Annotated in this window: 24 protein-coding genes; 11 read left to right on the top strand and 13 right to left on the bottom strand. The window is 62.8% G+C overall.

Going from position 1 to position 24920, the window contains the following annotated elements; translation table 11 throughout:
• Positions 1-7: 7 nt before the first annotated feature.
• On the bottom strand, positions 8-595 hold the full coding sequence (locus DRB19_RS07525) for a DUF4142 domain-containing protein (RefSeq protein ID WP_114185426.1): 588 nt from the start codon (positions 593-595) through the stop codon (positions 8-10).
• Between the two features lie 433 nt (positions 596-1028).
• Here DRB19_RS07525 and DRB19_RS07520 point away from each other — a divergent pair, with 433 nt between their 5' ends.
• The gene (locus DRB19_RS07520; RefSeq protein ID WP_114185425.1) at positions 1029-3914 is read left to right on the top strand and encodes a penicillin-binding protein 1A; all 2886 of its coding nucleotides are present in this window, start codon (positions 1029-1031) and stop codon (positions 3912-3914) included.
• Between the two features lie 8 nt (positions 3915-3922).
• Positions 3923-4957: a hypothetical protein gene (locus DRB19_RS07515; protein WP_245439315.1), complete on the top strand. Its 1035-nt coding sequence runs from the start codon at positions 3923-3925 to the stop codon at positions 4955-4957.
• A 109-nt stretch (positions 4958-5066) separates the two neighbouring features.
• On the opposite strand, the gene DRB19_RS07510 is transcribed toward DRB19_RS07515, so the two are convergent.
• The 6 genes from DRB19_RS07510 to DRB19_RS07485 all read right to left on the bottom strand — a co-directional run bounded on the left by DRB19_RS07510 (position 5067) and on the right by DRB19_RS07485 (position 12574).
• Positions 5067-5540 carry a hypothetical protein gene (locus DRB19_RS07510; RefSeq protein WP_147021687.1) on the bottom strand — a complete coding sequence of 158 codons (474 nt, stop codon included), beginning with the start codon at positions 5538-5540 and terminating at the stop codon, positions 5067-5069.
• Positions 5541-5900: 360 nt separating this feature from the next.
• A complete protein-coding gene (gene kce / locus DRB19_RS07505; protein ID WP_114185422.1) occupies positions 5901-6827 on the bottom strand; it encodes a 3,5-dioxohexanoate:acetyl-CoA acetone transferase in 927 nt (308 codons plus the stop codon).
• 18 nt (positions 6828-6845) lie between these two features.
• Entirely contained in the window at positions 6846-7778 is a 933-nt protein-coding gene (locus DRB19_RS07500; RefSeq protein WP_114185421.1) for a 3-hydroxyacyl-CoA dehydrogenase, read from the bottom strand.
• A gap of 20 nt (positions 7779-7798) precedes the next feature.
• Positions 7799-10315, bottom strand: coding sequence for a branched-chain amino acid ABC transporter ATP-binding protein/permease (locus DRB19_RS07495; protein WP_114185420.1), 2517 nt, complete (start codon positions 10313-10315; stop codon positions 7799-7801).
• Positions 10316-10320: 5 nt separating this feature from the next.
• Positions 10321-11196, bottom strand: a complete 876-nt coding sequence (locus DRB19_RS07490) for a branched-chain amino acid ABC transporter permease (RefSeq protein ID WP_114185419.1) — start codon at positions 11194-11196, stop codon at positions 10321-10323.
• 127 nt (positions 11197-11323) lie between these two features.
• Entirely contained in the window at positions 11324-12574 is a 1251-nt protein-coding gene (locus tag DRB19_RS07485) for a substrate-binding domain-containing protein (protein WP_114185418.1), read from the bottom strand.
• Between the two features lie 82 nt (positions 12575-12656).
• Between DRB19_RS07485 and DRB19_RS07480 the strand changes: the two genes are divergently transcribed.
• The gene (locus DRB19_RS07480) at positions 12657-13373 is read left to right on the top strand and encodes a GntR family transcriptional regulator (protein WP_245439314.1); all 717 of its coding nucleotides are present in this window, start codon (positions 12657-12659) and stop codon (positions 13371-13373) included.
• 92 nt (positions 13374-13465) lie between these two features.
• Entirely contained in the window at positions 13466-14242 is a 777-nt protein-coding gene (locus tag DRB19_RS07475) for an SDR family oxidoreductase (protein ID WP_114185416.1), read from the top strand.
• Between the two features lie 42 nt (positions 14243-14284).
• On the opposite strand, the gene DRB19_RS07470 is transcribed toward DRB19_RS07475, so the two are convergent.
• Genes DRB19_RS07470 through argH form a run of 4 tightly spaced genes read right to left on the bottom strand, consistent with a single transcriptional unit; the run spans position 14285 to position 18282 of the window.
• Complete coding sequence (locus tag DRB19_RS07470) at positions 14285-15118, bottom strand: ABC transporter substrate-binding protein (RefSeq protein WP_114185415.1); 834 nt, start codon at positions 15116-15118, stop codon at positions 14285-14287.
• 31 nt (positions 15119-15149) lie between these two features.
• Entirely contained in the window at positions 15150-15914 is a 765-nt protein-coding gene (locus tag DRB19_RS07465) for an amino acid ABC transporter ATP-binding protein (protein WP_114185414.1), read from the bottom strand.
• Positions 15915-15917: 3 nt separating this feature from the next.
• Positions 15918-16832 carry an amino acid ABC transporter permease gene (locus DRB19_RS07460; protein WP_114185413.1) on the bottom strand — a complete coding sequence of 305 codons (915 nt, stop codon included), beginning with the start codon at positions 16830-16832 and terminating at the stop codon, positions 15918-15920.
• Positions 16833-16857: 25 nt separating this feature from the next.
• A complete protein-coding gene (gene argH, locus DRB19_RS07455) occupies positions 16858-18282 on the bottom strand; it encodes an argininosuccinate lyase (protein ID WP_114185412.1) in 1425 nt (474 codons plus the stop codon).
• A gap of 205 nt (positions 18283-18487) precedes the next feature.
• On the opposite strand from argH, the gene DRB19_RS07450 reads away from it, so the two are divergent.
• The 4 genes from DRB19_RS07450 to DRB19_RS07435 all read left to right on the top strand — a co-directional run bounded on the left by DRB19_RS07450 (position 18488) and on the right by DRB19_RS07435 (position 22784).
• Positions 18488-19993 (top strand): xylulokinase, encoded by a 1506-nt coding sequence (locus tag DRB19_RS07450; RefSeq protein WP_114185411.1) that lies wholly within the window; start codon positions 18488-18490, stop codon positions 19991-19993.
• A 28-nt stretch (positions 19994-20021) separates the two neighbouring features.
• Positions 20022-20981: an ABC transporter permease gene (locus DRB19_RS07445; RefSeq protein ID WP_114185410.1), complete on the top strand. Its 960-nt coding sequence runs from the start codon at positions 20022-20024 to the stop codon at positions 20979-20981.
• Between the two features lie 61 nt (positions 20982-21042).
• Entirely contained in the window at positions 21043-21996 is a 954-nt protein-coding gene (locus DRB19_RS07440; protein WP_114185482.1) for a sugar ABC transporter substrate-binding protein, read from the top strand.
• 44 nt (positions 21997-22040) lie between these two features.
• Complete coding sequence (locus DRB19_RS07435; RefSeq protein ID WP_245439313.1) at positions 22041-22784, top strand: ATP-binding cassette domain-containing protein; 744 nt, start codon at positions 22041-22043, stop codon at positions 22782-22784.
• Positions 22785-22814: 30 nt separating this feature from the next.
• On the opposite strand, the gene DRB19_RS07430 is transcribed toward DRB19_RS07435, so the two are convergent.
• Positions 22815-23042, bottom strand: coding sequence for a hypothetical protein (locus tag DRB19_RS07430; RefSeq protein ID WP_114185409.1), 228 nt, complete (start codon positions 23040-23042; stop codon positions 22815-22817).
• A 234-nt stretch (positions 23043-23276) separates the two neighbouring features.
• Here DRB19_RS07430 and DRB19_RS07425 point away from each other — a divergent pair, with 234 nt between their 5' ends.
• Entirely contained in the window at positions 23277-23591 is a 315-nt protein-coding gene (locus DRB19_RS07425) for a DUF6894 family protein (protein ID WP_114185408.1), read from the top strand.
• Positions 23592-23707: 116 nt separating this feature from the next.
• Entirely contained in the window at positions 23708-23896 is a 189-nt protein-coding gene (locus DRB19_RS07420; RefSeq protein ID WP_114185407.1) for a hypothetical protein, read from the top strand.
• Between the two features lie 115 nt (positions 23897-24011).
• Here DRB19_RS07420 and DRB19_RS07415 read toward each other — a convergent pair whose 3' ends face one another.
• Positions 24012-24227, bottom strand: coding sequence for a hypothetical protein (locus tag DRB19_RS07415; protein ID WP_114185406.1), 216 nt, complete (start codon positions 24225-24227; stop codon positions 24012-24014).
• A gap of 521 nt (positions 24228-24748) precedes the next feature.
• Here DRB19_RS07415 and DRB19_RS07405 point away from each other — a divergent pair.
• Positions 24749-24901 carry a hypothetical protein gene (locus DRB19_RS07405; protein WP_162815618.1) on the top strand — a complete coding sequence of 51 codons (153 nt, stop codon included), beginning with the start codon at positions 24749-24751 and terminating at the stop codon, positions 24899-24901.
• The last annotated feature ends 19 nt before the right edge of the window (positions 24902-24920 follow it).

The raw sequence follows: 24920 nt of genomic DNA, 5'->3' as shown, positions 1-24920 counted from the left end.
CAAGCAACTACTTCAGCTTTGACTGAATGTCTTCGAGCAGAGCGATATGCTCGGTGATCATGCCGCGGGCCAGCTTGGCGACGTTGGCGTGTTCACGGTTCTGCGGGTTGCTTTGCAGGTATTGCGTCTGCACCTGCAGAAGAGCGCTGTGACCTTCCATCTGGCCTTGCAGGTACTCCCGGTCGAATGCCTGGCCTGCCTGGGCGCTTTGGAGCTTCTGGATCATCTCCCGGCCCTTGGCGTCCATCTGGGCCGGAGGAGCGCTTGCGGCCGCGCCGGTCGCCGCCGTGGTGGCGGGCTCCATCATCGATTTAAGGACCTCAGACATGGTTGTCTGCTCCTGCACCTCGAAGGTGGCGAACTGCTTCAGGTCCGCGTTTTGTGCTTTCTGCTGGGCGATCCGACTTGTTTCGAGAGCCATCATTCCGAGACGCATGGTCTCCTGCATGTGTTGCATGTCGGCCTGACTCATCTGCCGGCCGGACATGCGGCCTGCCCCGGTGGCAGAGCCGGTGGCGGGGGATCCGCTGGTTTGTGCGAAGGCGGGTGCGGCCAAGGCGGTGGCCAAGCCTGCCAAGATGACGCGACGATCCATGTGAGGTCTCCTGCTAGGGGTTTCGGAACCTGGTGTGTCGATCCAAATCGAGGCGGAGCAGCGGGTTTGCCTTCAGCTTCGGGCAGCATTAGGCAACGGGATCAACCATGCTTGGTTTCAGCTTGACGGATCAGGTCCCGTCGGATTGCACACCAGCGGACGATGCGGCGTTCACGTCAGCGCTGGCTGAATGAAGCCTCGCGTCTTGATATCGCATCGTCGAGAAGGGCTGCGGCAAGGAGCGTCAGCTTGACCGTCTGCCCTTGGCCACTAGTTTCAATGGAACCTTCCGCTCGCCCGTGAGACAATGCCTTTGTCCATCTTTCATTCAGCATGAGCCGGGCAGATATCAGCGTATGAGGGATCGCATCGCGATATTCGCCTCATGGGCGCGATGTCCCCGCCGGGGACCTGATCGGACTGGTGCAACTTCATGAGCGCGATCCTCGTCAAGATCTTTGCAACAGCCCTGACCCTGAGCCAGGTCGTGGTTCAGCCGGATTCCGTGAAGACGTCGTTCGATCCAGCGCGGGACAAAGACGAAGTCGCGCGTATCTTGAAGGACGGGTGCGCCCATATGCGGCGCGCATTCGACATTGAGGACATCAATCTCGATGAATTGATCGAAACCGCCATGGAGGACCCTCAGGCGGTGACGGGCGACCTCAAGGTACTCCAGGGCCTCAGCTTCGGCGAGTTGCATGCGAGCTACCGGCTATTCTGCAAGAACGAACAGGTCGAGCCGCCGCCGGTCGATCTCGCGGAAGTGATCACGTACTATAATAACGCCGTGGTGGATCTTCCCGACGCCAGCAAGCTGAAAGGCGTCAAGCTTCCCGGCATGAGCGTGGTTCTGGACGGAGCCGGCAATCGGTTCGCCGAGGTCTACGAGGCCGATCACAGGCGCATGTGGGTGCCTCTGTCTAACATTCCCGACGCAGTGCAGCAGGCATTCGTGTCGGCGGAGGACAAACGCTTCTTCCAGCACAAGGGTGTCGACGAGCGCGGTGTGATCCGGGCTTTCATGGGAAATATGGCCCGACCCGGCCGTCCCGCCGGCGGATCGACCATCACGCAGCAGGTCGCGAAGAACCTGCTCGTGGGAGACGATGTGACCTACGAACGCAAAATGCGCGAGATGATCATCGCATCGCGGATCGAGCGCACGCTGACGAAACAGGAAATTCTCGAAATCTACCTGAACTCCATTTATCTCGGTCGCGCCTCATGGGGCATCGAGATGGCAGCGCGAAGCTACTTCGGAAAATCTGCCGGGTCGCTGACTGCCGCGGAGGGCGCGCTGCTCGCTGGTCTCGCCAAGGGGCCCAACTACTACAATCCCGATCTTCATCCGGATCGCGCGCGCGAGCGCATGGCCTACGTGGTCAGCCGCATGCAGGAGGACGGGGCTCTCTCGGGGGATCAGGCGAGGCAGGCCATCGAGGCATTGCCGCAGGTGGCCGCATTCCAGCGCCCGCAACGCAGCATGGGTTTCCATTTCGTCGATCATCTCACCCGGGACGCCCGTACGCTGGCAGGGCTCGAAAGCCTCACCACCTCGTCATACACAATCCGCTCCACGCTCAACCGGGGGCTCCAGCAGGCCACCGAGGCGGCCATGCAGGAGGGACTAGCGCGCTACGAGATGAACACCGGGCGGCAGGGTTTTACCGGCAGCGAAGCCAACCTTGCGGAGGCCGTGAAGAAACTGGACGGTACTTCGGAGCCTGCGGCCGGTCCCGCTTGGCGCCAAGCCCTCCAGGCGGCGCGACTGCCCCTTTATGATGTCCAGTGGCCTGCTGCGATCGTCGTCGAGCAGGGGCGGGATCGCAAAACCGGCGGCTCCGTTGTGAAAGTCGGCTTGGCCGATGGACGCGTTCTTCCTCTCAAGGTGTGGGACGCTGCGCGTCGGAACTTGAAGCTCTACGATGTCGTGCGCGTCCGGGTGGTCGAGGCCAAGGGCAAGACGGCCGCCAGAGCGGAGCTGCGCGCGCCTCCCACCGTGCAGGGGGCGGCGGTCGTCCTTGAGAACAAGACCGGCCGGATCCTCGCCCTGAGCGGCGGTTTCTCCTATCCGCTGAGCCAACTCAACCGCGCCACCCAGGCGCACCGACAGCCCGGCTCGGCGCTCAAGCCATTGACCTATCTGGCCGGCCTTGCGCAGGGCCTCCAGCCCAACACCCTCGTGTGGGATGCTCCTGTCACCCTGCCTCCCGTCGGGGGTGAACAAAACGCCAGCGCACGTGATTATTGGACCCCCAGGAACTACGACCGCGGCTCGGAGGGAATCATCACCCTGCGGCGCGCTTTGGAGACTTCCAAAAATCTCGTGACGGCCCGGCTGCTCGACGGCGGCATCGACACGCAGCCCGAGCAGAGCCTGCGCCGCGTCTGCGAACTCGCTCTCGAGGCACAGCTTTACGTGGAATGCGTGCCGCATTATCCGTTCGTGCTCGGCGCCCAGCCAGTGCGGATTTTGGATATTGCGGCCTTCTACGCGGCAATCGCCAACGAAGGCGCCTTGCCGTCGCCTCATGCATTCGAGACGATCGAGGAGGGCGGGCGCTGGGTCTACAGCCACAAGCCGTCCGGGCCTGTGCAGATCGGCTCCGCCGACCGGGCCGCGTTCTTTCAGCTCAAGACCATCCTGCAAGGGGTGCTAGAGCGCGGAACAGCCCAATCCCTCAGGGCGCTGGCGCCGTATGTGGCCGGAAAAACCGGAACATCGGACAACGAGAACGACGCCTGGTTTGTAGGGTTCACAAACGATGTCACCATTGCCGTCTGGGTAGGCTATGACAACGCGGACGGCAAGCGCCGCACCCTCGGCCGTGGCCAGACCGGAGCCAAGGTGGCGATCCCGATCTTCCGGGACATCCTGGAGGCGGCTTGGACTCACCACGCCCCGAAGACACCCCTTAGTCCTCCGTCGCCGCAGGCGGCCCGGCAACTCATGGCCTTGCCGATCGACCTCGAAACGGGCGACCGCGTCACCGATGGGCGAAAAAGCTTCAAGGAATATTTCCGGCTCAACCGTTTCGGACAGCTTACCGAAACGCAGTTCCGCCTTGTCCCTCAAGGCGACGCCTATGCGTATCGGCATCCGACCCCCTGGAGCGACGGGGAAGACCTGAGCGGGTATGGCAGTCCTTATCCTGAAGACCCCTATGCGCAGGAGCCAGGATGGCTCGAGCCGCCGCGCCCGAGTGCGCGGGCCCCGCGCCGCGATGCCGAAGCGCCCTGGGATGACAATGATTTTCTCGCGCGGCCTAGGCGAATTGATCCTGATTACTTCTGGCGCAACGGACAGGTCTATTGATGAATCGCATGAAATTGCTTTGCCGGGCGCTGAGCGTCGCCGCCTGCCTGGCGGCAGCGGAGAGTTCCGTCGCCCAGGAGTTCAAGGTCGAGGAAGTACCGTTCGCGACGGCGGTTTCGCCGGCCTCGATGAAGCCGCGCTCGATCGCGTTCAGCGACCAGCGCAACGACAAGCTCGCCGACCCGGCGACGGGCCTCATTCAGTTCGAGGACTGGGCGCGGGCCAGGCCGGAGCAGAAGCGAACCTTGAGCTTATTCCCGGGTTATGAAGAGCCCAAGATTCAGGTTTCCGTGCACGGCATCAAAAAGCCTTACACGGAAAAGCTTCACATGTACGTGGTGGAGGCGCGGTTCCTGGTTGGCCGCTCGCCCGGCGCCATCGATCTCGCCCGTTACGCCCGCCTCGACCTGCTTGAGAAGATCGACCCCGCGATCAAGCATCGTCGCATTGGACCAGATCAGGCGCGCCCGAACACCGATCCCGAGAGCGCCCATAATCGTCCTCCCGGACGGCGCTGGTGCGAGGCGCCGCAGAGCCTGTGCATCGAGTCACGCTACCCGCTCGAGGGAAAGCTCCCGGTTGGGATCCGGCTCGCCAACAAGCTGGAGGAGGGCGGAAAGAAGATCTCAGAATTCATGGAGTTCCAAACCGAACTGCGCGTCCTGCAGCCTCAGGAAATCGATCAGCCTGTCTTATCCAAGCTGACTGGCTTCGATGGGCGTATTGCTGGAGTCATGGAGCAGTCGGTCTTCAGCGTGAACCAGGTGATGCAATTCGGGAAGCTCCTGGTGGTGCTTCAGGAGCATCCTGGGGATACGGGCAAGACCGTAGCGACCGTCTTCATGGCTCTTGCCATCGAAACGGACGTTCTGGAGCGAAAGAAGGAGTTCGAAAACGTGCCGGTGCTGAGAAACCTAATTCCGGCACAAGTGCTGATGGGGAAAAGCTCGTTCAACTCTGGCGGTTCGATCAGTGCTGGGCTTCCAGACTATACGCGCAACCGCATTCGAGCCATCGCGTCTCTGCTCGAGCAGGAGCCTTAGCGCACCCGATGCTCTAGAGCATCGGACGAAAAAGCGGATCCACGACGCTCCACCTTTCTCCGCTAGGCAGGGGTAGGAACGGAGCGGGTCCGACAAATCGTCCGATGCTCTAGCTTCGCCATAGCCGATTCCTGATCTCGGCAATGGCGGCGAACGCCAGTGCGCCGACGATTGCAAGAATGATCATTTCCACCATGATGTGGGTGAACGGATCGACGTCGTTGAAGTCGCCTGAAAAGATCACAAAGGCTTCGTGTACGACCACCAGCATTAAGCCGACGCCCGCGCCGATGAAGGCGAGCCCTACGGGATCCCACCTCTTTGCCGTATCAGGCTTCTTTTCCGTAATAGTCCTCACCATCAGGTTGTAGGCAATTGAGACGGATGCGAAAAACAATGCGCCGATGATCATGCTCGCAGCAATTTCAGCCAGCATATAGGCAAAGGATTCCTGCTCGGTCGGACTGTGTAAATAAGCTTCGCCGATCTCATGAACGCCTCCAACGAGAGCGCCAATACCGGCTCCCAGAAGCGCCAAGCCTGACGTATTCCATTCCTTTCTTCGGGCGATCATGCGCTTCATTTTTCGAATTATAGCGCGATTTGGGTGGCCATGACCATGACTTGGTTTCGAACATTGCCAGCCAACAAGAAAGGCATCGCGGGCGCGCGTCCGAATGAAACAGGCACGCCTCTTCCTGGAAGGTCTTGCCGATTTGGATCCTCAGGGACAATTCGGCAAAGCAAGAGCCCCGGTTGTTCCGGCCGAATCCGCCGGCGCTCCGCCTTTCTGATCCAGTGCGGTTTCGGTGAGGAGCAACGCCCTTGGTCGCGACGCTCTAGAGCATCGGACGAGAAGTCGGATCCGATGAGGTCTGCATCTCAGCCATCCTGGAGCCATGCCGAAGCCGCCGGTGGCGCGTCCACTTAACGGTCCGATGCTCTAGAAGTTGACGCGGTCGCCGCCTTTGAGGGTCAGCATCTCGCGAGCATCGTCGGGCGTTGCGATCTCCAAGCCGAGCCCCTCGATGATCTGGCGCGCGAGCCGTACCTGCTGCGCGTTGGACTCTGCGAGCTTGCCAGGTCCGATCCAAAGAGAATCTTCGAGCCCGACCCGGACGTTGCCGCCCATCGAGGCCGCCTGGGCGGCGATCGCGAGCTGGTTTCGGCCCGCGCCGAGCACCGACCATTGGTAGTTGTCCCCGAACAACCGATCGGCGGTACGCTTCATGTGCGCGACATCCTCCGGATGGGGGCCAATGCCGCCGAGAAGACCGAACACGCTCTGGACGAAGAGAGGCGGCTTGATGACGCCGCGATCCACGAAATGAGCGAGCGTATAGAGATGCCCGATGTCGTAGCATTCGATCTCGAACCGGGTGCCGTTCTCCGAACAGGTGGTCAGGATGTACTCGATATCCGTGAAGGTATTGCGAAAGATGCGGTCCCGGGAGCCTTCCAGGTAGGGGAGCTCCCAGTCGTACTTGAACTCCTTGAAACGGTTCAGCATCGGATAGAGGCCGAAATTCATCGTACCCATGTTGAGGGACGCGACCTCGGGCTTGTAATGGGCCGCGGGCCTGACGCGCTCTTCCACCAGCATGGTCGGCGCGCCGCCGGTCGTGATGTTGATGACGCAGTCCGAGCGCTGCTTGATGACCTGCAGGAAAGGCGCGAATGCTTCCGGGGATTGGTCGGGCTTACCGTTCTGCGGATCCCGCGCATGCAGATGCACAATTGCCGCGCCGGCCTCGGCTGCGCCGATGGCAGCCTCTGCGATCTCCTCAGGGGTCATCGGCAGGTAGGGAGACATGGACGGTGTGTGGATCGCACCTGTGACGGCGCAGGTGATGATGACTTTGCGGGCCATGGTTGGTTCTCTCTCGAGTCAGGCTTCGGATTGGGATTTCTTGTGCGCTTTCAGGGCAGCCAGCCGCTTGTCCCGCCAGGCAGAGCGGCGCGCGAGCGTGTCGGCGCTGGGCGTTCCGCCCCAGGCGTCCAAGATCCGGCTCACGTTGTCCTCGTCCCAGACCTCGGGCTTTGCCGGGTCCGCGCTTAGGCTGCGGTAGAACCCGGTATAGCGTTTGCAATAATCGGCGATGCCGCCGGGCGCATTGAGTTCGATCGTCTCGAACGGTCCGATGAAGGACCAGCGCAGGCCAAGGCCGTCCTTAAGGGTCTTGTCCAGGTCCTGTGGACTGACCACGCCATCGCCGACCAGCCGGAAAGCCTCAGCCAGAAGCGCCCCCTGAAGCCGGTTGAGAACGAAGCCCTCGACCTCACGGTTCACGATGATCGGAACCTGCTCGATGCTCTCGTAGATCTTGCGCGCCCGCTCCACAGTGTCGCGCGCCGTCCAGGGAGCGCCGCAGATTTCGACCAGCGGGAGCAGATGGGGAGGGTTCACTGGGTGCGCGACCAGGCAGCGGGCGCGACCTGGAAGTTCCTCGGTAAAGCGCGATGCGACGATGGCAGAGGTCGACGAGGCCAGGATGGCCCCCTCCGGGCAGAGGCGGTCGAGTTCGGCAAAGATCGCCCGCTTCGTGTCGACGATCTCGGGACCGTTCTCTTGAACGATGTCCACGCCGCTGACCGCATCCGCAAGCGACTGCACGATCTCAACGCGCCCAGCCGCGAGTGCCGGGTCTGTTAATAGGCCATGCGCGGCCAGGTCCTCGAGCCCTTCGCGAATGAGGCGGGACGCATTTTCGAGTGTCCGGGGCTCCGGGTCCGTGACTCGCACCTGCCAGCCGGCCCGGGCGAACACGATCGCCCAGGATCGGCCGATCAACCCGGCGCCAACGATCGCAACACTTGGCATTCAAGACTCCCCTGATAGGCCTACAGCCACAACACCTTGCGGCGCAGCGCGAGATCGTCGCGCAGATCTTTCGACGGACCTCGATGAATGACCCGTCCGCGCTCGAGGGCCACCGTCCGGTCGGACAGGGCGAGCGCGAGGTCGAGGTGGTGGTCCACGATGATGATGGAGACCTCATGCCGAAGCTTGTCGAAGCTCTCGAACAATTGCTCGACGATGGTGGGCGCGAGGCCCTCGAATGGCTCGTCGAGGAGGAGCACCTTCACGTCGCCCGATAGGGCGCGGGCGACCGCCACCATCTGCTGCTCGCCTCCGGAGAGGAAATCGGCCGGGGTATCGATCCTCTCGCGGATGCGGGGAAAGTACTCGAAGATCCGGTCCAGATCCCATCGCACGCCGTGGCCGGTCTCCCGCTTGAGCCGGCCGAGTTCGAGGTTCTGACCCACGGTCATTCCGGCGAAGAGTCCACGTCCTTGCGGCACGTAGCCGATGCCAAGCCGGGCGATCTCGTGAGACGGACGGCCCGCGATCTCCTGACCGTCGAGCTTGATCGAGCCGGACGCGGGTTGCGCGATGCCCGTCAGGGTTTTCAACAAGGTGGATTTTCCGGCGCCGTTGCGTCCCAGCAGCGCGACGATCTCATGCTGGTGAACGTCGAAGGAGACGTCGACCAGCACATGGCTCTTGCCATAGAAGGTGTTGATGTGGTCGGCGGTCAGGAGCATCGCGGGCTCGACGGCACTTTCCCTGAGTTTTGCCGCAACCGTCGCGGCTCCCGAGCCGATATAGATTTCCTGCACCCTCGGGCTCGATCGCGCGTCCTCGACGGTACCGTCGACAAGGACCTGTCCGTCGTTCATCACGGTGACGGCGTCCGCGATCTGGAACACGCGGTCGATATCGTGTTCTACGAGCAGCATCGGCACGTCCGATGAAATGCGCTTGATGATGTCTCCGATGCGTTGGCGCTCGGCCGCCGCGAGCCCCGCGAGAGGCTCGTCCAGCAGCAGAACCCTCGGCTTCGTCGCAAGCGCAAGGCCCATATCGAGGAGGCGTTGCCCCCCATACGAGAGCGATCCCGCTTCAGCCCGTTCGATGCCGGCCACACCCAGATATCGGACGACGGACGAGGTCTCGGCCTCGATGTCATCGATCGACCGGGCGTTCGTCCAGGGATTGAAGCGCCGTGGATGACTGGCCTGCACAGCCAGGCGAAGGTTTTCCTCCACGCTCAGAGCGGGAAACAGGTTCGTGATCTGGAAGGAGCGTCCGATGCCTGCCTGGGTAATCGCTTCAGGCGAGAGGCCCGCAATGGATTTGCCCCTGAGAAAAACGTCGCCTTCGTCCGGGGTGTAAAACCCTGAAATCAGGTTGAAGGCCGTGGTTTTCCCTGCCCCGTTGGGGCCGATCAGGGCATGCAGGGAGCGGTCGCGCATGGCGATGTTGACGCCCTGGACGGCCTTGAGCGCTCCGAAATTCTTGGCGATGCCCCGCGCTTCCAGGATGACGCCGTCCACGTGGTCCGGGGGCCTCAGGAAGGAGGGCAGGGGCTCGTCCGTCAGCGTGCGCCCGGCCATGGCGGCCTCTTCGGTCACCTTCTGACGGAACGGCGTGATGAGGCGCTGCGCCACGCCGACCAGACCGGTGGGCGAGAGCATGATGAAGCCCACGAACAGGATGCCGAAGTAGAACAGCCAGTGCGGGGTCCAGATCGACAGGAACTCGCGAAACAGGATGTAGAACAGGGCGCCCAAAGCGGGCCCGAGGAAGCTGCGCATCCCGCCGATCACCACCATGGCGATCAGCTCGCCCGAGAAGGCGACGGAAAGCGGCTCCGCGGAAGCGAAACGGTGGTTGAACACCGACAGGACACCCGCAAGGCCCACAACCGTTGCCGAAACCACGAACCCAACGAGCTTGTAACGGTTTGTCGGATAGCCGAGGAACCGGGCTCGCTGCTCGTTCTCCCGGATGGCCACCAGAACGCTGCCGATGGGCGAATTGTGAAACCGCACCAGCAGGAAACAGACCATCAGGCCAACGGCGGCAACAACCCAGTAGTAGGTCCAGTCCGAACTCAGATCGAGCCCGAGGGTATTGGCGCGCACCACGCCGCCGAGGCCGCTTTCGCCACCGGTCAGCGCCGTCCAGCGGTAGGCGACGGCAAAGAGCATGGCGGTCAATGCCAGCGTCAGCAGCGAGAAATACACGCCGCGCCTGCGTAGGATGAGGGCGCCCAGGAGAAGCGACGTCGCGGCGATGAACGCGACCGCGAAGAGCATTGGGAGAATAATCCCGCCAGGGAACCAGTTCAGCTGGCTCAGCGCCGCCGCATAGGCTCCCAGGCCGAACCACGCGCCGTGGCCGAAGGAGACCAAACCCGTATAGCCCACGATGACGTTCAGCCCGAGGCACGCGATGGCAAACACTACCACGTCGATGGACGAACGAAGCGGCAGGCCGATGGGGTCGAGGATGAAGGGCAGCACAGCGAGTGCCGCGGCTGCGATGAGGACAGGCGAGTAATCCTTGCGCATCGATCCTACTCGAATTTCTGGATGCGTTCGCCAAGCAATCCGCGCGGGCGCAGAAGCAGCACGAGCGCCATCAGCAGGTACATGGACGCCTCACCGGCGGGCGGAAAGAAATAGATGGTGAGGCCGCGAACGACACCCACGAGGGCTGCCGCCGCGATCACGCCCCAGAAGGAGCCGAGGCCGCCGATGACGACCACAACGAAGGCCGCGGTCAGGATCTCGGCACCCATGGCAGGATGCACGCCCGAAATCGGCGCGAGCAGGACGCCCGCGAGGCCCGCGAGCCCAAGTCCAAGCGCCACCACTGCGGTCATGTACGGTTGGAGCGAGATACCGAGCGCTCCAACCATGTCCGGGTTCTGCACGCCCGCACGTACGACGCGGCCGAAGGCGGTGCGGTAGACCAGGAACCAGGTTGCAGTGACGGCCGCGAGTGCCACCGCGAAGATGATGAGGCGATAGCGCGGGTAGATGAAGTCGCCGACGAACACTTGCCCGCGAAGGACGGGCGGTATCGAGAACGGCAGGGGAGCCGCCCCGAAGATCATCCGCAGGCTTTGCTCGATGATCATCGCAAGGCCGAAGGTCAGGAGAAGGCTCAGGATCGGGTCGGCCCTGTAGAACTTTCGGAAGAAGAAGCGCTCGATGAGAACTCCCAGGAGGGCGACGAGCAGCGGCGATGCGAAGAACGCCCCGCCGAACCCGATCCAGGGCGCAAGTGAAACGGCCAGATAGGCCCCGATCGCGTAGAACGCCCCGTGGGCGAGGTTCACGATTCCGCCAAGCGAGAAGATCAGCGAAAGACCGAGCGCGATCAGCAGATAATATGCGCCGACCAGAAGGCCGTTCAGCACCTGCTCAAGAAGAAAGATGATCGCCAAGCGAACCTCCTTTTCCGGCCATGAGGCATCCTGCGAAGAGGAGCCGGGACGAGAGGAAAACGGAATGTCGAACCCCCCGGAGGCCGGAACAGCCCTTGGCTGTCCGGCCTCGCCGGTAGGCGACTTTTTAGGCTGGCATCTTGCACGCGCCGTCCTGCGGCGGTGCGAGGACCTCCAGGCTGTCGCTCGGTCCCGGGACGGAGCCTAGCGGATCGTAGATGTCCCACTGATCCTTCATTTTGTCGGGATCCTTCGCCCGCACGGCGTACATCTCCTGCACCATCTGGTTGTCGTAGGCGCGGAAATAGCCTTCGCGGCTCTTCAGGATGTCGAACTTCGCACCCTTGCGCAGATGCTCGGCGAGCTTTTGCGGATCGGTGGATTTCAGTTCGGAGAAGGATTGCGCGACGATCTTGAGGGAATTGTAGTCGCCCCAGGATTGGTTCTCGGGCGGCTTGCCGTACTTCTTGGTGAAGGCCTCCACGTACTTCTTGGAGGACGGCGAGTCGACGAGGTGATGCCAGATCAGCGGCCAGATGCCGGAGAAGTTGCCCTTGCCGGCGCCCCAGGCGACCGCCGTGTCGAACCCGAAGCCGGTGATCGGAAATTGCAGGCCGTACTCGGCGTATTGCTTGATGAAGTTCGTGATCTGGTTGCCTGCAAGGTTCGATGCCACCACGTCGGGCCGCGCCTGACGGATCTTCAAGAGATAAGGGCTGAAGTCGGTGGCATCGGTCGGGACGAGCTCCTCGCCGACGAATTCGCCGCCGTTTTCCGTGACGAACTTCTTGGCCACCCGGAAGAGATCATGGCCGAAGGCGTAGTCCGCCGTCAGGGAATACCACTTCTTCCCCTTGATCATGTTCTCGCTCTTCAGGTAGTTGCCCACCGCCAGCACCATCATCGAATTTGCGGCTTCGATGTGGAACATGAACGGGTTGCAACTCGCGCCGCGCAACGCGTCCGAGTTGGCGCCCGTGTTGATGAACACGGTCTTGGTCCGGTTCGCGACCTGACCGATGGCGAGCGCAGAAGCCGACGAAATCTCGCCGATGATCATCGCGACCTTGTCGCGCTCGATCAGGCGCTCGGCCTTTGCGGAGGCCGTCTGCGGATTGACCGAATCCTCAATCACCAGTTCGACCGGACGGCCCAGGACGCCGCCAGCCGCATTGATTTCCTCGGCCGCGAGTCTCACGCCCATCTGGGCGAATTCTCCGAGAGGACCTAGGAACCCGGTGACCGGCGTAAGGTGTCCGATGCGGATCACATCGGCCTGCGCCTTGACGATGGCGGGCATTCCGATGCCTACGAGCGCTGTGGCGCTGGCAGCTCCCTTGAGGAGCGTACGGCGAGACAAATCGTTAGATTGTACCATTGGCGTTTCCTCTCCCGATGATGCTGTCGCAGTTACTTGCCGCGATCTGTGATCACAGTTAGACTGTCTGAAAATGAGCAACTTGTCGAGCCCCCGAATTACCGAAACCCCAACGGCGATCACCCAGATCGGCCGGCTTGAACGTGTCACTCTAGGCGAGCGTGTTCATGCGGAATTGCGAGAGCTCCTGATGAGCGGCGAACTCGCTCCGGGGCAGAAGATGTCTCTCCGCACGGTGGCGGAAACGCTCGGCGTCTCGATCATGCCGGTGCGGGAGGCCGTGGCTCGTCTGGTGTCCGATCAATCCCTGGAGGTTTTGCCCAACCGCGCGGTCCGCGTGCCTTTGATGAGCCGCGCGCGCTTTCGCGAACTCACCGCTGTCAGGCTGGCGGTCGAGGGTTTCGCCGCCGAGGAGGCGGCGCGCAACCGCTCGGCTTCAGACCTCGTCGCCATGAAGCGTTTCGAATCGGCTTTTCTGGACCAGGCGCGCAGCCCGGATCCCCAAGCGGACCAAGCCGTGCGCGCCAACAAGGAGCTGCATTTCGCCGTCTACAGGGCCACGGGTCTGCCCACTCTGGTAGGCATCATCGAAGGTTTGTGGCTGAAGATCGGGCCGGTGTTGAATTTTGACCTCAAGGTCTCGCCCGATCGGCTTCGCACGGGCGGCGCGGCGGAGCAGCATCGACGACTCGTCGCGGCCGTAGAGGCTGGAAATGAAGCGGCGGCGCGCAAGGCCCTGACGGACGATATCGAGGGAGCCGCCAGCTTCATCGAAAGCACCGGGCGCCTGACGGATTAGCCGATGCCGCGGATTCTAGCGCGCCATCTCACCCCAGGGGTCGCGAAGTTGGTGGCATTTCATAAAAGATCATAGGGACGGAGACGATCAAGATGGACCTCGACATTGCCGGACTGCGCGTTTTCGTGACGGCCGGTGCCGCTGGCATCGGCCTTGAGATTGCCCGCACGTTTCTCCGCGAAGGGGCGCGGGTGCATGCCTGCGACGTGGACCGCGCCGCCCTCGAAGCGGTTGCGTCGTCAGACCTCGAGCTGACCGCGTCCTATGGGGACGTAGCCGACCGGGCAGGGATGACAAAAGTTTTCGACGATGCACTGAGTGCCCTCGGCGGGCTCGACGTTCTCGTCAACAATGCCGGCATCGCCGGGCCAACAGGCCGGGTGGAAGAGATTAATCCGGAGGACTGGGATCGCTGCCTGGACGTGTGCATCACCGGGCAATTCAACTGCACCCGGTTGGCGGTTCCTCACTTGAGGAAAAGTCCGAATGCCTCGATCGTCAATGTCTCGTCCGCCGCAGGCCGCTTCGGCTTTCCACTGCGCTCACCCTATGCGGCGGCCAAGTGGGCCGTGATCGGCTTCACGAAATCCCTTTCCCGCGAACTGGGACAGGATGGCATCCGGGTGAATGCGATCCTGCCTGGCATTGTGGCGGGCGACCGGCAACGGCGCGTGCTGGAGGCGAAGGCGCAGCAGCAGGGCGTCTCGTTCGGGGAGATGGAGAAGGCTGCGCTCGCGAACGCATCGCTCAAGGAATATGTGACGGCTCAGCAGCTTGCCGACCAGATCGTCTTCCTGTGCTCGCCCCGCGGGCGAACCATTTCCGGCCAGGCGATCTCCGTCGATGGCGATCTTCAGATGCTCTCATGAAAGGGGCTGTGCCATGGCGGCACAGGCCCCCATATTTGCCGATCAGTCGGTGCCCTGATTGATCCCGATGGGCGAGAGCTTGTTCGCCTGGAGACCGTACTTCTTCAGGATTTCGTCGTAGACGCCCTTCTGCTGAAGGCGCTCAAAGCCTTCCTTCACGGCATCGCGCAGTTGCGTCTCGGTCTTGAGCACCGGAACGCCCGACAGGGAGGTGGTGAACGCCTCGCCGATGAGCACGTAGGTGTTCGGCTCCTGTGACTGGAAGTAGGGCAGGGTTTCGTTACCCTGGACGGCGGCATCGATGCGCTGCGTCTTGAGCTGCGTGCGCGCATCCGCGGAACCTTCGGTGCCGATGGACTCGATGGCGGGTTTACCCTTGGCGACGCAGTTCGCCTGGCTCCACTCCGTGATCTGGCGCGGCCAGTTGGTGGAGCGGCTGGCGCCCACCTTCTTGCCGCAGAGGTCCTCCGGCGTCTTGATGGTCGCCGCCATGGCGGGCGAGGTGTAGAACTGCGCGCCGGACTTCATGTAGTCCACGAAATCCACGATCTCGCGTCGCCCGGGCAGGTCGCTCATGCCCGCGAGGGCCAGGTCCACGCGGCCTGTCTGGAGCGAGGGGATCATCTGTGCGAAGGCGATTTCCTGCCACTCGATCGCAACCCCGAGTTCCTTGGCGAGGGCCTCCCCAAGATCGATGTCGAAGCCCGTGAGCTTGTTGGTGGCCGGATCTTTGAACGTGATCGGCGCGTAATTCGGCATCGTCGCGACGACGATCTTGCCCGCCTTCTTGATCCGGTCGGGCAGTTCGGCGGCCGTGGCCGCCGACACCAGGCCGATTGCAAGCGCGCTTGCCAGCAATCCTGTCATGAGTTTCATTTGTTCGATCCCTTTCCTTATGGATGGTTCTTCAGGCCAGAACCGCGGCGATGAAGTCGCGGGTCCGCTGTTGCTGCGGATGCACAAGCACGTCCTGCGGGGGGCCCCGTTCCACAATGGCCCCCTGGTCCATGAACACAACCTCGTTGGCCACCTCGCGGGCGAAGCCGAGCTCGTGGGTCACCACAATCATGGTCATGCCGGAGCTCGCAAGATTTCTCATAACCGCGAGAACGTCCCCCACGAGTTCCGGATCGAGCGCCGATGTCGGCTCGTCGAACAGCATCAGTTTCGGCCGCATGGCGAGAGCCCGGGCAATGGCCACGCGCTGCTGCTGGCCGCCTGACAGCTCCGACGGATAGGCATCCCGCTTCGCTGCAAGCCCTACCTGATCCAGAAGCGCCACGGCTTCGTCGATGGCCTCGCTGCGACGCCGCTTCTGCACCGTCACCGGACCTTCGATGATGTTTTCGATTGCTGTGAGGTGCTGGAACAGATTGAAACGTTGGAACACCATGCCGCTCGCCAGGCGCTGGCGCGCAACCTCCGCATCCGTCAGCTCGTAGAGCTTATCCCCGACCCGCCGGTAGCCGACCAGTTCGCCGTCCACCCAGATGGCCCCCGAGTCGATGCGTTCGAGCTGGTTGATGCAGCGGAGAAAGGTGCTCTTCCCCGACCCGGACGGACCAACGATGCACAGCACGCGGCCGGTTGAAATCTCGATCGAAACGCCGTCGAGTGCCTGGACCGAGCCGAAGGTCTTGCGAACATCCGCTGCGACGACAATCGGCGTCATGGCTTAAGCCCCCACGGCTGGACGGGCCGCAACGCGGGCGCGGCGGCGATTGTGGCCTTTGGCGAAGTAGCGTTCCAGGAAATGCTGTCCGACGCTGAGGACCGTGACGATCATCAAGTACCAGGCCGCCGCGACGATCAGAAGTTCGATCACGCGCGCATTGGCGTAATAAATCGTCTGGGCGTTACGCAGCACTTCGGCAAAGCCGATGACGCTTGCAATCGAGGTGAGCTTCACCATGCTGATGACCTCGTTGCCGACGGGCGGAATGATCACGCGCATGGCCTGCGGAAGAACGATGCGCCGCAGGGTCGTCAGCCGGGTCATGCCGATGGATTTCGCAGCTTCCGTCTGGCCGGTATCCACCGAGAGAATGCCGGAGCGCACCACCTCCGCCGTGTAAGCGCCCTGGTTGATGCCGAGGCCGAGGAGGGTAGCCACGAACGGCGTCATCACGTCCACCATGCGGGCTTCGAAGAGCCCGGGGATGCCAATGCGCGGAAACACAAGGGCAAGATTGAACCAGATCAGCAGTTGCAGGATCAGGGGCGTGCCGCGAAAGAACCAGATATAGAAGACCGCCACTCCCTTCAGGACGGGATTGGGCGACATGACCATGACGGCGAACAAAATTCCCAGCACGATGCCAAGAGCCATGGCGCAGAACGTCATGATGATCGTGTTCACCAAACCTTCCATGATGGCTTGCGCGGTAAAAAACTGGCCCACCACCTTCCAGTCGATCTGTCCCTCAGCAAATGCCTTCCCAACGTAGGCGAAGGCGAGGACGATCAGGAGGCTGGCGATCCAGCGCCCATAATGGCGGCGCGGCACGTGCGTCAGATGGGCGATGGAAGGATCGAAGCGCTCGGTCCCGGTGCCCGAGCCGATTGCGGCTTCTGCGGCGGCGCTACTCATCGCGGTTCTCCTCGCTGCTGCCCGTTCATGTCCGTGGGCCCTCATAGTGCATCGCCCATTCACCCTGGCTATCGCACAGTAAGCGAAGACGCGCGAGTTGCTCAATCACCCGCTCCGGAGCCGTACCGCCGTAACCGTTGCGACCGGCCACCGCCGCCTCCGCCGTCAAACAGGATTTGACAGATGGGTCCAGGCGCGCGTCGACGGTTGCGAGCTCCGCCTCGGATAGCTCCCCAAGACCAATGCCGAGATCCTCGCAGCGGCGCACGAGCCGCCCGGTGATCTCATGCGCTTCGGAAAAAGGCACGCCTCGCCGCGCAAGCCAGTCCGCAACCTCGGTCGCCAGGGTGAAACTGTCCGTGGCCTGTCGGGCCAGTTCGTCCACATTCACCGTCATCGTGCGCACCATGCCGGCCATGGCGGGCAGCACCGCCGCGAGGGTGTCCACCGCCTCGAACGCGGCGCGCTTGTCCTCCGCGAGGTCGCGGTTATAGGCGAAGGGCAGCCCCTTGAGGGCGGTGAGCATCGTCGCGAGCCCGCCGATGAGCCGCGCGGCGCGACCGCGGGTCAGGTCCGCGATATCGGCGTTTTTCTTCTGCGGCATGATCGATGAGCCGGTCGCATAGGCGTCGTCGAGCTCGATCCAGCGGAACTGCCGGGTCGACCACAGGAAGATTTCCTCCGCGAGGCGGGACAGGTTAACGCCCAGCATGGCGGTCGCAAAAAGGAACTCTGCAACATGGTCACGGCTGCCGACCGCATCGATGGAATTCTCACAGGGGGCCTCGTATCCGAGTTCGCGGGCCGACAGGTCCGGCTGCTTCGCGATGGCGGAGCCCGCCAGAGCTGCGGCTCCAAGGGGAGAGCGCGCGGCGCGCCGATCCCAATCCTGCATGCGCTCGATGTCCCGAGCGAAGCCCTGAGCGTGGGCCAGAAGCTGGTGCGCGAAGCTGACGGGCTGCGCGGGTTGGAGATGGGTAAAGCCCGGCGCAAGGGTATGAAGGTGTTGCTCGGCCTGACCGGCCAGAGCTTCCTGCAGGACAAGCAGATCGAGGGCGATGCGGCGGCCCTTGTCCCGGAGATAGAGCTTGAGATCGTTGGCCGCCTGGTCATTGCGGGAGCGCCCAGCCCGGAGCTTGCCCCCAAGAGGGCCGAGGCGGTCCATCAGCATCCGTTCCAGGAACGTGTGCACGTCCTCGTCCGCCTGCGAGGGGTTGACGAGACCTGTCTCGATGTCCGTCCGGATGGCGGTGAGCGCCGCCGCAATGCGTTCGCCTTCCGCCTCGTTGATCAGGCCAGCCCGAACGAGTTCCCGCGCATGGGAAAAGGAGGCCGCCAGGTCATAGGCTGCCAGCCGGAAATGGCTGGAATCCGACCGGGACAGGTTCATGAGCTCGGCCGATGGGCCGGACCGAAATCTGGACGCCCACAGGACGCTTGGAGTTGTCATCGCAAAATTCTCCTCGCCCGGGTGTCTCAGGGGAATGGTCCTGTGACAAATGAAAATTCATCGACAGGGTATTCCTATACGGAATGAAGCTGGGCCGTTTCCGCCTGGCGTTCTCATCCGACCCCGCCTGCGACTGCAAAGTTTATGATTTACGCAGCGTTGCCGGTCGGATAGTGCCCGGAGCACGACGGGCGAACGGGCAGGGATGGGCCATCCGGTGGGCGACGCGAGCGAGACTGTTCTGTGCTGCGACATGGGCGGCTCCAGCCTTCGCGTCGGGCTAGTCGACCGGCGAGGCGATGTGGTGGCCACGGCGGCCTGCGCCCTGACGCTCACGGTGGATTCGCACGGGCAGTCCGAGGTCGATCCCAATCTGTGGTGGCAGGCGTTTCAGGATCTTGTTGCGTCTCTTGCGGCCGACAACCCCGACTTGCTGCGCACGGTGGCGGGCGTTTCCATTTGCGGCATGACCCGAACCCAGGTTCTCGTCGATGAAGAGGGAAGCGCCGTGCGCCCGGCGATCACTTGGCGCGACAGCCGCGCCGGGATCGAGGCCGCCGACTTGGCTGCGGCGCATGACGGCGAAAGCATCGATGCCTTTCACCCGGTCGCGCGGTTGGCGTGGATCGAGCGGCACGAGCCGGAGATTTTTGCAAAGGCCCGATTTGTCGTCGACCCGAAGGACTACCTTGCTGTCAAACTGACTGGCCGCGCTGCGAGCGACAAGATTTCCCTGGCGCGGCTCCTGGCTGTTACGGGCGGCGAGGGGGCGTTGTCGCGATTTTGCTCCCTGCTGCCGCAGCTTGTCGAACCATCCGCGATGATCGACCACGTTGGGGCGGGGCTTCCACAGCCTCTCGATGCGCTCGCGGGGTGCCCCGTTTTCATGGCCTCCAACGATACGTGGACGGCCGTTCTCGGACTCGGCGCTCTGCGTCCGGGCATGGCGTATAATATCGTCGGGACCAGCGAGGTACTGGGCCTGGTCTCGAGCCGGCCCGCCGTTGCGCAGGGTCTGATGAGCGTCGATTGGGGGCTGGGTTTCCATCAAACCGGCGGCCCGAGCCAGAACGGCGCTGACGTCATTCCCTGGCTGAGTCGCGCCTGCGGTGTGGATCGGCAGGACATGGCTGTCAGTTTCTCGGGCCTCCTCGCCGGAGAGCGTCACCCGCAGCCGGTCTTGTTCCTGCCGTTCCTGCAGGGCGAGCGGGTTCCCTATTGGGACCCGGACTTGCGAGGCGCTTTCCTGGGCTTGGCCACAGGCCATGGACCGACCGATCTCGCATGGGCGGTGCTGGAGGGCGCGGCCTTTTCGGCAAGATTCGTCCTCGAGCGTGCGGAGGCCGCCGCGGGCGAACCTGCGAAGGAAATCAGGTTCGGGGGCGGCGGAGCGCGGAGCGAGGCTTGGTGCCAGGTCAGGGCCGATGTGATGCGTCGCCCGGTGGTGGTTGGAGCTTGCGACGAGCCTGGGCTTCTCGGCTGCGCGGCGGTCGCCTGGACTGGACTTGGCGACTATGCCTCACTGGCCGAAGCTCAGGAAACGATTGCGCGTCCGAGCAGGCGTTTTGAGCCTCGGCCCGATCGGGTCGACGATTACGACGCCCTCTATGCCGTTTATAAGGACGCGGTTCCGGCCGCGGCCCCGATTGCCCACCGTCTGGCCACCATGCGCACGGCAAAGGGCTTGGCTGTGCCTGCCTCATCCTCATGATGGACCTGTTGATTCGCGAGTGAACCGAATGCGTCATTTTCTTTCGACTTATGGGACCGCTCTTGCGGGACTCGCGATCGTCATTTTCTTCGCGGTTGCCACCCCGGCCTTCGCGACACCCGGAAACCTGTCGATCATTCTGAAGGAGACGAGCTTCCTGGCGATCCTCGCGCTCGGCTTCGCTCTTGCGCTCATGACGGCGGAACTCGATCTGTCGATCGCCGAAGTGGCAAGCCTTGCGGCCGTGATCACTGGCGCCCTGGTCCATGCAGGCCAGCCTGTCTGGATCGCCGTTGCGGCGGGTCTCGGGGCAGGGCTCCTTTGCGGCGTCGCCAACGGGTTGGCGGTCACGTCTCTTCGGGTCCCATCCCTCATCGCGACCCTCGGGACGGCGGCGGTTGCCAAAGGGCTTGCTTTCATGATCACGCAGGGCGTTGCCTTCGTGGGACGCTGGCCCACGGGTTTCACGGGGCTCGCCCGCGGCTCCCTGCTCGGGGTTCCCAATCTCGTCTGGTGGCTGGTCGGCGTTGCAGCGACCATCTTCGTGTTCGTGAACTGGACCAGGGCAGGCTCCCATCTCGTCGCTACCGGAGAGGCCGAGGAGGCAGCGCGTCTGGCTGGCATCCGGACCGCACGCATGAAGCGCCTCGGCCTTGGTCTTTCGGGGCTGCTCGCCGGCGGCACTGCCGTTCTCCTGGCCGCAAGCGTGTCCTCGGCTGCGCCGAACATGGCGGGCGATCACTTCCTTTATGCGATCGCCGCCGTTCTGCTTGGCATGACCATGTTCACCCCCGGAAAGCCGAATGTGATCGGGACCCTTGTCGCGGCCTTCACCCTGAAGGCCCTGGGAAATGGCCTTATTCTCCTTGGAGCCGCCTACTACGTTCAGGATATCGTTCTCGGACTTATCATCGTCGGATCGGTGGCTCTGTCGGCGGCTGCCATGCGACGCGCGGCTTTCGTCAAGAAATTGAGTTTCAGGACGTGACGGCGGCGTTTCTGACGGTACTATGCGCTCAAACATCCAAGATAACGATCAGGGGACGTTCATGAAAAAAATGCTGGCTTCGCTCGCTCTCGGGGCGAACTTCGTTGCAGCGGCGCTTCTTCCGACGGCGGCCCATGCGTTCGATCTCGTGGTCATCGGATTCCAGATGTCGTCCGAGACCCACGCCCGCGTGGCGAATGCCGCTTCCGCTGCCGCGAAGCAAAAGGGGTGGAATGTCAGCGTCCTGAATTCGGAAGGCTCGCTGCCCAAGCACGCCGAGCAGCTCGACACGCTGGTTCAGCGCAAGCCCGATGCGATCCTGATCGCCATGGGCAAGCCCGTCGAGGCCGAGGCGCAGCTGAAGAGCGCCAAGGACGCGGGCATCCCCGTCCTGACCGTCATGGCCGGAACGAGCGCTCACACGCTCTTCGACATCCAGGTGAACGAGTACAAGGTGGGCGCCGAGGCGGCGCTATATCTGCTCGGCCAGATGAACTACCAGGGCAACATCCTGACTCAGCGTTTTGACGGCAATGTCGGCACACGCATCCGCGGCAAGGTCCTCGATGCCGTCCTGTCGGAGAATACCGGCGTGAAGGTGGCCGGCACGCACACCATGGCCCGCACCCAGAGCTGGCGGGACGACGTGCGCAACGGCATGCAGGCCCTGCTCCTGAAGAACCAGGGTCAAGTCCAAGGCATCTGGGCGTCCTTCGACGGACAAGCCTATGTGATCGACGACATGCTGAAGGCTCAGGGAGTGAAGAAAGGCGAGATCCCGCTTGTCTCCATCGACGGCGGCGTCGACACCTACCGGCGGATCGCCGATCCGGAATCCACCCTGACGGCGACGGTCGCAATCCCGTTCGAGGAAATGGGCAAGCAGGCCGTGGAGGCGCTCGACACAATCGTGGTCAAGAAGCAGCCGAAGGACTCTGTCACTGCGGGTCCGTATCTGTTCCTCGACGCCGTACTGGTGGATTCCAGGAACGTGAAGCAGTTCATGGGCAACTGATGCAGCCCGCATCTCGTATCATGGAGGGCGCCGATGAGGCGCCCTTGCTGTCTCTTCGCGCGATCACGAAAACCTATGGGGCGGTCGAAGCCCTCAAGGGCGTGGACATCGACGTTCATGCCGGCGAGGTGCTGGCCATCTGCGGCGACAACGGCGCGGGCAAGTCCAGCCTGATCCGGATCGTGTCGGGAGCGCAGGAGCCGACCGGTGGCACCATCGCCCTGAGGGGCGAGCCGATTCGGCTGCGTTCGCCGCAGGATGCCCTGCAACGCGGCGTCGCCACGATCTACCAAGATCTCGCGCTCGCGCCTCGGCTCTCCATCGCCCAGAACGTGTTCCTGGGATCGGAGCTGACGCGGCCCGTTTTAGGGCTCCCGTTCGCCCGCCTTCTGGACAAGCGGCGCATGGCCGAAGAGGCGCGAGGCTATCTGCAACGGCTCGCCATCGACGTAGCCGACATGACGACCCCGGTCGAGCGCCTGTCCGGCGGCCAGCGCCAGGCGGTAGCCATCGGCCGCGCCCTGCGCTGGGACGCGGAGCTGATCATCATGGATGAGCCGACAGCCGCGCTGGGTGTCAAGGAGACCGCGCAGGTTCTCGATCTCATCCGTCGCCTTCGAGCCGAAGGGCGCACGGTCATCCTGATCAGCCACAACATGGCCGACGTCGTGTCGGTGGCGACTCGGGTGGTCATCCTGAAAAGCGGCCGCAAGGTCACCGAGGAGCCGACGGTGGGGCTCGACGCCGACACGCTCGCCCACATGGTCATGACCGGCAAAAAACCGTAAGTCTCGGCCTAGGGCTTTTTCGGGAGCCGCTCACACGTGGGCGGCTTCGTCATCCAGTAACGTTCCGATCAAGCGCAACAGTTCCTGATGCTCGGGACCGCGCCCGGAGCTGAGGAAGTCGCCGATCTCGATGTGGGAGACGGCGCCGCCGGATTCCACATTCGCTTCATGCCTGACGAAAATCTCGCCCGATGCGTCCCGGAGCAGGTACCAGCGGTCGCCGTTCGGGCTGCTGTAGAGCTTTCTAGCCTTTGTCATGCGGCTAACTCCTGCGTGCATTTTCATTTGGGAGGGCCGTGAGCGGGTTTTGAGAAAACCGAACGCGTTTTCTACCTCGAATTAGCAACTTCTTAAAATGAGCCAGTTTAGCATCCCAATGGATTAGAAACCCCCAGGAGCGACCCAGGGTTGATTTCCTAAGCACGGCATGCTCCCTGCTCGAGGATGATCCCTCAAGTCTCGCTCCGGCAATAGTTCAAAGGGGAACGGTCCTTGCCCCGCTACTTTTTCGATGTTCGCAGCCGCTTCGGACGCGACGAGGATCTCGAGGGGTCCGAGTTGCCAAGCATGGATGCCGCCCTCGACGAGGCGCTGGCCATGGCCGGAAGACTGCACGACCTTTGGAGTGGGGTGCCGCCAGAATCCCAAAAGGACATCGCCATCGAGATCGTCGACGAAGCCGGTCTGACGGTGATGACGCTGCCATTCTGGCAGATCGAAAGGGCCGGACGCCTGGAGCGGTTCCATAAGACCCGCCTGGAGTGGCTCTACCACTCAAAGGAAAGTGGCGAGGCGGCAAGCGCCTAGGCAAAAAATCGACCACGGAACGTAGCTGCTGACAGAATTGTACAGCTGCTGTTCAGGTTCGATGTTGCAAAGCATCCGCGGTTCCCAAAATCCACCCACATTCTGAGGTGCGCGGTATGTTGATCTGGAGCGTGATCCCGGTCTTGGTACTCTCGACGCTCGCAAGTGGGCCATTTCGCGAAAGCTTCCCGCTGTTCGTCGAGAACATTGCTCAACTGGCTGCGGTGCTGAGCCTTTTCATTCTTGTCTGCTCGCTCGAAGCTAGCGGCGGCGGGGGCAAAGGCAACAATTCCGGCTCGGCGTGACCCCAGTTCGGGAGCGTATCCCCAGTGTCCGCAGCAGGCGTTATGAGGCGGCCTTGCACGAAAGACGCGAGGCCACATCCGTCTTCAAGTTAAACTCCTCGCAGAGGTGCGGTTCTCAGCTTTCGGAGCGAGGCCGGACGAGAGGCTGGGATGCACCCGTGAGCCATCTCGGCCGCATTGCGATGACCCAGTAGCGCGCTGAGGCCTTGGATCCGGACAAGCCGGTATCGCATTCGCCCGTGCGCCCGACTACGGACCGGTCGAAGTGGAAGAGATCGTCTTCGGCTCGATGACGCGCCGTCCCGGAATACTTGGGATTCTGATGGTTCATGAGAGCGTTTCCCTGTCCCTGGGCCCCTAGAACGCCGCAGCTTGGCCGGAGTTCCGCAAAACCATTCCAAATACCTAGCGTGGGGTGCGCGGCAGCTTGCCGCGGCGCTGGACGTGGTTTTGGACCATGATGTTAGGGACTCGTTTACCGATTGGGCGCAGGTTTCTCACGTGCCCTGCTTTGGCACGGACGTTCCTCCCTGGATGGCCGTAAAGCGCGGCCTACCTAGAGCGCCAGCCGGATCGGCGCTCTTTCTTTGCCGGTCCGTTGAAATGTTCTCGGAAACCCTGATGCTCTATGGTGACCGGACGTTGTCGATCCTCCTGGCCGCTCTTACGCTGAGCCTCCTGATCAAGGCCGCGTGGGCTTACTGGTAGCCGCCGGGCGATCATTCCCGATACATCCCGCAATCAGCCGCGGAAGTTCCCGCACGTCTCTCTTAGTTCCGGTTGAACGGGAAAACCCGGGAAGGCCTCTTCGCGTTATCGGTTCAGGAGTTCAGCGCGGAAAGGGACTTGCCCATGAATGTCTCGATCAGGCTGGAGAATGAGGCGAAGCAGACCTACTCCGTCTATGTGGACGATACCCGCATCGCGCGAGGACTGCCGAAAGCCGAGGCCCATCGCGTTCGCGTCCAGGCAATGAATGGAACCCTGAAGCTTCGCCTGGGGTAGGAACAACGCGAGGTGAGTA

The sequence above is a fragment of the Microvirga aerophila genome, from assembly GCF_003332305.1.
Lineage (GTDB): Bacteria > Pseudomonadota > Alphaproteobacteria > Rhizobiales > Beijerinckiaceae > Microvirga > Microvirga aerophila.
The sequence above is the reverse complement of the archived record's forward strand: the minus strand, read 5'-3'. Positions and strand labels throughout refer to the sequence as shown.